7 protein-coding genes and 1 tRNA gene are annotated in these 7,659 nt (G+C 65.6%); 6 read left to right on the forward strand and 2 right to left on the reverse strand.

Annotation, left to right across the window (positions count from 1 at the left end; translation table 11 throughout):
• The first annotated feature begins 124 nt into the window (after positions 1-124).
• Positions 125-703, forward strand: a complete 579-nt coding sequence (locus NOV74_RS12635; protein WP_257313066.1) for a hypothetical protein — start codon at positions 125-127, stop codon at positions 701-703.
• Positions 704-876: 173 nt separating this feature from the next.
• Here the strand turns inward: NOV74_RS12635 and NOV74_RS12640 are convergent, their stop codons facing one another.
• Positions 877-2,781 (reverse strand): CocE/NonD family hydrolase, encoded by a 1,905-nt coding sequence (locus tag NOV74_RS12640; RefSeq protein WP_257313068.1) that lies wholly within the window; start codon positions 2,779-2,781, stop codon positions 877-879.
• Between the two features lie 175 nt (positions 2,782-2,956).
• Between NOV74_RS12640 and NOV74_RS12645 the strand changes: the two genes are divergently transcribed.
• Both NOV74_RS12645 and aguB read left to right on the forward strand, forming a co-directional pair.
• On the forward strand, positions 2,957-3,982 hold the full coding sequence (locus NOV74_RS12645; RefSeq protein ID WP_257313070.1) for an agmatine deiminase family protein: 1,026 nt from the start codon (positions 2,957-2,959) through the stop codon (positions 3,980-3,982).
• Positions 3,979-4,848 (forward strand): N-carbamoylputrescine amidase, encoded by an 870-nt coding sequence (gene aguB / locus NOV74_RS12650; RefSeq protein WP_257313072.1) that lies wholly within the window; start codon positions 3,979-3,981, stop codon positions 4,846-4,848. The genes NOV74_RS12645 and aguB overlap by 4 nt, the downstream gene beginning before the upstream one ends.
• 17 nt (positions 4,849-4,865) lie before the next feature.
• On the opposite strand, the gene meaB is transcribed toward aguB, so the two are convergent.
• Positions 4,866-5,804, reverse strand: coding sequence for a methylmalonyl Co-A mutase-associated GTPase MeaB (gene meaB, locus NOV74_RS12655; protein WP_257313075.1), 939 nt, complete (start codon positions 5,802-5,804; stop codon positions 4,866-4,868).
• A gap of 114 nt (positions 5,805-5,918) precedes the next feature.
• Between meaB and NOV74_RS12660 the strand changes: the two genes are divergently transcribed.
• From NOV74_RS12660 to NOV74_RS12670, 3 genes are all read left to right on the forward strand, one after another.
• Complete coding sequence (locus NOV74_RS12660; RefSeq protein WP_257313078.1) at positions 5,919-6,335, forward strand: hypothetical protein; 417 nt, start codon at positions 5,919-5,921, stop codon at positions 6,333-6,335.
• A 13-nt stretch (positions 6,336-6,348) separates the two neighbouring features.
• Positions 6,349-7,476 (forward strand): hypothetical protein, encoded by a 1,128-nt coding sequence (locus NOV74_RS12665; protein WP_257313081.1) that lies wholly within the window; start codon positions 6,349-6,351, stop codon positions 7,474-7,476.
• Between the two features lie 15 nt (positions 7,477-7,491).
• Positions 7,492-7,568: transfer RNA gene (locus NOV74_RS12670), tRNA-Pro, on the forward strand.
• Positions 7,569-7,659 lie beyond the last annotated feature (91 nt).

Here is a 7,659-nt window from a genome sequence, read left to right on the forward strand (position 1 = left end):
CCAGCTCTCGCAGAACCCAAGGTCTGAGAACAGAGTGATGGGAATCACAAGGCAATCCGTCCCGCAAGGCCAGGGCATAGAATCCACCAAGACCAAACGTTCGTTCGCTTACAAGGAGTTCTCCATGAAGTCCCTATCGGTTCTCTTCGCGTTCGGACTCGTGTTTGGCATTACCACTGGATGCCATCCGCCTTCCACCACGGGGGACGTCGCCGTTCGGGCAAGTGCTAAGCTCACCAAGGACTCTACGATCACTCTCACGGCTGGTAACGACGGAGTTAAATTTAAGCCAGAGCTTGAAAAAGAGATGATTCGCAAGGGCTTTAATGTCATTTCGGATCTCGTTTCAGAAACCATCTCCCAGGAAAAGAAAACCGGTGAAGCCAAGGCCGGTGCCGTCACTACAAGTAGCGACGATGCCACCAAGGCTGCCGCCAAGGTCGCCGGGGACGAGCTGATCACTAGGCAGAACATCCACCGGATGAAGTCCGAATTCGTCGGGAAACTCGACTACTTCTACGACGCCTCTTCCCAGGTCGTCACTAAGGTCAATTTGACCATTGCCCGCCTCGACACGGGGGTAGTGGCCGTCTCGCTCAGTTATGACATTAAGGCCATGACCAACCGAGCTCGGACTAACCCAGAAGCAGCTGCAGAGATCGCCACCTACCTCGATACAGCCCTTGCTACAGGCGCCAAATAGCCCTTGCCTCACTTTGCGGAGCCTAAGAGTCCATCCATTGCGACACTGGGCTTCATTTTCACTGTTCGCTAATCGTGTATGCCCGACTGGTGGTCCAAAATAGTCCCTAAGTCTGATCCTATCTAGGATGAATTAGCAGTGTTCATCAGCTTTTATCGGTGTTCATCGGTGGTTTATTTTTTGGTTTCGGACCACACACTGACCCCGATCCCGCTGGGCCTCGCGGCGTCGTGGAAGACGGTGTGGGTGGCCTTCTTGTAGTCCTCTGGCTTCGCTTTATTGATGTCCATGAACACCTGGGGATTGCGGTCCATGAGGGGGAACCAGGTGCTCTGGACCTGCACCATGACGCGGTGGCCCTTCTTGAAGGTGTGGAAGATGTCGTTCATGGACCAGGCCACACGGGTGGGCTGGCTGGGGACGAAGGGGGCGGGCTTCGCGAGGCTGTCGCGGAACTTGCCGCGCATGACTTCACCGCGCACCAGCTGCTGGTAGTCACCCATGGGGTTGGGGGTGCGATCCCAGGGGGAGGCACCGCCCTCTTTGAAATCGGGGTTCTTGAAATCATCCGGGTAGACATCGATGAGCTTCACCACCCAGTCGGCGTCCGTGCCCGTGGTGGCGACGAAGAGTTCAGGCCGCAGAGGGCCCGCGAAGGTCAGGTCCTCGTTGAGGGCGTCCGTCTGGTACACCAGCACGTCCGGGCGGCGGCCGGCGAAGCGCTGATCCGCCGTCATGTATTCCCGCGGCATGCCGATGGCGACCTGCTCGATGAAGGGCACGGGTTTGGCCGGGTCGGAGACGTAGCTGTCGGCGCCGCCATCGGCGGGCGGAGGCGTGAAGGCCAGGCGGCCTCCGGGCTGGAAGTAGACCCGCGCTTGTGTGGCGGATTTCGGCGGCCAGGCATCCAACTGGTGCCAGCGGTTGGCGCCCGTTTCAAAGACGGTGGCCTTGGCCAAGGCCGGGGTCGCCGCATCCTTCAGGTGATGCATGAAGAAGGGGAAAAGCACTTCGGCCTGGAACCAGGCTGAGGCGTCCGTCCCGAATTGCACGGGGCCCAGGTGATCCCCCTTGCTGCGTTCCCAGCCGCCGTGGAACCAGGGACCCATGACCAAATGGCTGTCGGTGGCGGGGCTCTGGCGGCCCAGGGTCTTGAACACCTGCAAGGTACCGAAGAGGTTCTCCGCGTCGAACCAGCCGCCCACGGTGAGCACAGCGGGTTTCACGTCCTTGATCTGGGGCCGCAGGTTGCGGGCCTGCCAGAAGGCGTCGTAGTTTGGGTGATCCAGCATCTCGTTCCAGAAGGCCACGTCCTGCGTGTACTGCCGGGTGGCACCCGTGGACCCGAGGCGCAGGAACCACTCGTACCCATCCGAGGTCGTCCGGCGGAAGGGCTTGCCCCAGTCGGAGGTCGGCTTGGGCCGGGGCTTGCCGAAATTCACCATGAAGTTGAAGGCGTGGGGCAACCAAAGGGCGCCGTTGCGGTGAAAGTCGTCGCCCGCGAACCAATCCACGATGGGGGCCTGGGGTGAGACGGCCTTGAGGGCCGGATGGCCCGACAGCATGCCCACAGCGGTGTAGAAGGCGGGGTAGCTGATGCCCCACTGCCCGGCCTTCCCGTTGTTCCGTGGCACATGCTTCAGCAGCCATTCCAGGGTGTCGTAGGTATCCGTGCTCTCGTCGATCGCCGCCCCGCTGGCGGCCCGCTGGGGGCGCATGTTCACGAACTCGCCTTCGGACATCATCCGACCGCGCACGTCCTGGTAGACGAAGATGAAGCCCTCTTTCTGGAAGGCCATCGCTGGCCCCAGGTGCTCGGGGTAAGCCTCGGGGCCGTAGGGATAGACGCTGTAGGGGGTGCGCTGGAGCAGGAAGGGGTATGTCCGGCTGGCGTCCTTCGGCGCGTAGATGGCCGTGAAGAGCTTCACACCGTCCCGCATGGGAATCTCGACCTCGCGCTTGGTGTACTGCTCTCGCACGGCGGCGGATCCCGTCCCGGATACCTGGGCCGGCGCGATTCCCCAGCCACACAGAACGACCAGGACGAGCGCGGCGCGCAGGGCGCGGATCAAGGACATGGAGGCTCCGGGGGCGAGGCATCATGATAAGCGGCATGAAGCGCATTCGGGTGATTCCTGTCCTTGCAGCAGTAAGGCCAGCGGGGGAGCAATAAACCTCGACGGGAGCAGGCCCTTTTGCTGAACTGGAGGGTGCTCCCATCCGGAGCGCTTCCGTTTCCAGGGGTGTTGCACCATGTCCCAGCCGACCTGCCGACAACCCGCCGAGTGGGATCGCCACAGCGCCTGCTGGCTGGCCTGGCCCAGCCACGGCCACCTCTGGCGGGAGCACCTGGCCGCGGCCCAGGCGGAATGGGCGGACCTCTGCCGCGCCATCGCCGAGGAGGGCGGCGAGTCGCTGGACATCCTGGTGCAGGACGCGACCGCCGAAGCGGGGGCCCGCGCCGCCCTGGCCCCCGTGCTCGGCCAAGTGCGCTTCCACCTGGTGCCCGTGGGGGACATCTGGCTGCGGGACACGGCGCCGATCTTTGTGAAGACGGCTGCCGGTGCCCTGCGGGCGGCCTGCTTCGGGTTCAATGGCTGGGGCCGGAAGTACCTGTTGCCCGACGACGATCGCGTGGCGGGTCGGGTGGCGGCCCTCAGCGGTGTTCCCCGGACCGACCATGCCTGGATTCTCGAAGGCGGGTCCGTGGACGTGGATGGTGAAGGCACGATCCTCACCACGCGCCAGTGCCTGCTGAACCCCAACCGCAATCCGGGCCTGGACCAGGGCGAGATCGAGGCGGCCCTGTGTGACGGCCTAGGGGCCGAAAGGGTGCTCTGGCTGGACGAGGGCCTCCTCAACGACCACACGGATGGCCACATCGACACCCTGGCGCGGTTCGTGGCACCAGGCGTGGTGGTCTGCATGGAGGCCCGCGACCCCGCCGATCCCAACGCTGCCACCTTGGACCGCCTGGCCGCGGATCTGGCGGGCTTTACCGATGCCAAGGGCCGGCGGCTCCAGGTGCTGCGCATCCCCTCGCCGGGCGTGGTGCGCGACGAAGACGGCGAGCTGATGCCCGCCAGCTTCGTGAACTTCTACATCGGCAACCGTAGCGTGGTGGTGCCCACCTACGGCACGGCCTACGATGAGGAGGCCGTGGCGGCCCTGACGCCGCTCTTCCCGGACCATCGCGTCATCGGCCGGTCCGCCCGCGCCATCCTCAGCGGGGGCGGCGCCTTCCACTGCATCACCCAGCAGCAGCCGGAGGTACCATGAGCGAATCCAGGAGCCAGCCGACCAGCCCCGTTCGCGTCGCCGCACTCCAGTGCGCCTTCACGGACAGCCTCGAACAGAACGTCGCGCAGGTGGAGGCCCTTGTCCGCGAGGCCGCGGCCACGGGGGCCCAGGTGATCCTGCCTTCCGAGCTGTTCGAGGGCCCCTATTTCTGCCGCGAGGAGAAGGACGCCTTCTTCGACTGGGCGAAGCCTGTCGCAGGCCACCCGACCCTCGCCCGGTTCCAGGCCTTGGCCAAGGAATTGGGCGTCGTGATCCCCGTCTCCTTCTTCGAGCGGGACGGTCACGCCTTCTACAACAGCTTGGCCATGATGGATGCCGATGGTTCCATGCTGGGCATCTACCGCAAGAGCCACATCCCGGATGGCCCTGGCTATGAGGAGAAGTTCTACTTCCGGCCCGGCAACACGGGCTTCAAGGTGTGGCCCACCCGCTTCGGCAAGCTGGGCGTGGGCATCTGCTGGGACCAGTGGTACCCCGAATGCGCCCGGGCCATGATGCTGCTGGGCGCAGAGATCCTGCTCTATCCCACCGCCATCGGTACCGAGCCCGAGAACCCCGAGCTGGATACCAAGGACCTGTGGCAGCGCGCCATGATCGGCCACGCCGTGTCCAACGTGGTGCCTGTGGTGGCCGCCAACCGTATCGGGGTCGAAGGCGATCAGACTTTCTACGGCCACTCCTTCATCGCGAACCACCGCGGTGACAAGGTGGCAGAGCTGGGTCGCAGCGAATCCGGGGTGATCACAGCGGACCTGGATCTCGACGAGATCCGCCGCAACCGCGCCTCCTTCGGCTTCTTCAGGGACCGCCGGCCGGATCTCTACGGCATCATCGCCCAGGTCTGAATCGGACGCCTGGGAGGTCAGTCTTCGCCAAGGATCCCGGCCACGGCTGTGTAGGGGTCCAGGGTGCGGTCGGCGATGGCCTGGATGATCGCCTCCACCCGGGCGGGGCCGGCCTGGGCCCGGGCCCGGCGCAGGGCCGCTTCGGCTAGCAGGGACTCGAAGCGCAGCCGCGCCCGCTCCCGGGCCTTCCGCGCCAGGCCTCCGTGCGCGCGGAGCCAGACGCCGTGCTCGCGAATCCCGGCCAACAATTCCGCCACGCCGATGCCTTGCTGGGCGATGGTGCGCAGCACCGGCGGGTCCCAGGGCCGCACGGCGGACAGGGACTTCATGGCCGTCAGCTCCTGTTCCACCTGATCGGCGCCGTCGCGATCGGCCTTGTTGATCACGAAGAGGTCGGCGACCTCCATGATGCCGGCCTTGATGGCCTGGATCTCGTCGCCCATGCCCGGCACCAGCACCACGCAGCAGGTCTGGACACAGCTCACCACGTCCACTTCGTCCTGGCCCACGCCCACGGTCTCCACAAGGATGGTGCCGAAGCCCGCGGCGTCCAGCAGGTCGATGGCATCCTGGGTGGCCCGCGCCAGGCCGCCCAGGGCCCCACGCGTGGCCATGCTGCGGATGAAGACGCCCGGGTCCGCCGCGATGCGCTGCATGCGGATGCGGTCGCCCAGGATGGCGCCGCCACTGAAGGGCGAGGTGGGATCCACGGCGAGGATGCCCACCTTCTGGCCTTCGGCGCGCAGGGTCCGGGCCAGCTGGTCCGTGAGGGTGCTCTTGCCGGCTCCTGGAGGACCTGTGATGCCGATCACCGATGCCCGGCCCAGATGCGGCCAGAGCTGGGCCATCAGCTCGCGGGCGCCGGGGTGGCCATTTTCCATCCAGGAAATGGCTCTGCCCAGGGCCCGGGGTTCGCCGCGGCGCAGGGGCTCCAGGAGATCGGTGGCAGAGGACATGGGCCCAGGATGCCAGAGTGTGAGCCCCAGGGCGTCTTGGACCGAAACTCGCGGATGGGGTCCGCTTACGGTACCCTTGTTCTTTCGGCCCGCGCCGCAGTAGGACCATCAACGATGATCAAAGGGCTGAAACCCTCGAATGACCCCGCTTCCGGGGATGCGGCACCGGAGGCCAAGGCCGTTGCGGGCCCGGCCAAGGTGCCCGTCCGGCTCACCAAGCGTGCCTCCGTGCCGCCCCCGGACCCCAAGGCCCCCCGGGAGAAGATTTGCGCCGAGTGTGGTCTGCATTTCAAGGTGGAAACCGGCCAGAAGTTCTACCTTTGCCCCGATTGCTACCGCCGCTCCTTCACGTACAAGCGGAAGGGGGAAAAGGATGGTGCCCGCGTCCTCTCGCACATCACCTGCGCGGCTTGCGGAGCCCAGGAATACCTGCCCTTCCTCCCGGACGACCCCGCCAAGGCCCTCTGCCGTGCCTGCTTCGCCAAAGAGCGACCGGAACCCAAGGCCGCTCCACGGCACTCCCGTTCATGAGTCAGGAGATCTAATGCGTTTCACCATGCTGTCTTTGTTGCTCACCGCCTCCCTATTGCCTGCCCAGGGCCCCGCCAAATCTAAAACCAAGCCCACGGCCATCAGGACCGCTCCCAAGCCCGAGCCCACGTCTGAAGTCGCCCGCCGGGCGTTTCTCCAGATGCTCGACGCCGTGGACGCCGGCTGGTTCGGCCAGCCCTACCAGGGCATCACCTCCGTGGAGATGCAGGGCACCCTCGGCGTGGCCCTCAGTGGCGCCGCCGTGAACCAGAAGGTCGATAGCCTCAGCGAGGGGCAGGTGAAGGGCAACAGCCAGGGCGGCCAGGCCAACCTCCGCCTCAGGGGCACCTACTTCGCCAATGGCGATTTCCGGACGGATCTGGCCGGGGACTTCGGCACCCTGCTCTACACCCGGCGCGGCACCCGCGGCTTCCTCTACAGCAAGGAGCAGAACGCCTACACCACCCGGGTGGACCTGCCCCCCTCCGATGCCCCCACCACCTACATGGCCTGGTTCCGGCAGACCCTCAACGACATCAAGGCCGTCTACATCGATGCCCCCACCTTCAAGGCCAGCCTGGCTGGCGAGGAGACCGCGGGCGGCCGGACCCTCCAGCACCTCGTCTTCAACGCCCCCACCAAGCCCTGGGACGCCAAGCGGCGGGAGCAGAGCATGGCCCAGAGCCTCGGCTTTTGGAAGCGGGGCCGGCTGGAAGTCACCGTGGACAAGGCCACCCAGATGCCCCACCACCTGGATTTCCGGAATGACGAGCAGGGCGTCCACACCCGCATGGACTTCTCCTATGGCGCTGGGAACAAGCTGCAAGCCGTCAACCTCACCAACAGCAGTCGCGGCTTCGAAGGTCCGGGCTGGCTCCGCGTGGGCTACGGCGGCGACGGCCTCATGTCCAACGTGGCTGGCGAGTTGACCAGCCAGGACAAGAAGATCTCCTTCGCCATGAACTTGGCCTGGTCCAGGACCCACACCCCCAACGAGCTCATCGCCATCCCCCCGGCGGGCGCCACCAAGCGCGGTCGCGAGGACATGGAGATCCAGCTCATGGTGGGCCTCGCCTCCCGGATCTTCGACCTCCAGCGCGCCGGCCTCAACCTCCGCAGCGTCGCCATCGGCGGAAAGTAAGTAAACTGGTTCCATCGGAGCGTGGCGCAGCCTGGTAGCGCACCTGCTTTGGGAGCAGGGGGTCGAGAGTTCGAATCTCTCCGCTCCGACCAAAGATAGTGGGGGTGGGGGGGGGGGGGCCCCCCCCCCCCCAAAGTTTTTATTAATGGGCTTGGAAAGCACCCAGGCCCCCCCAGGGGGGGC

This window comes from Geothrix fuzhouensis (assembly GCF_024609325.1).
Taxonomy (GTDB): domain Bacteria; phylum Acidobacteriota; class Holophagae; order Holophagales; family Holophagaceae; genus Geothrix; species Geothrix fuzhouensis.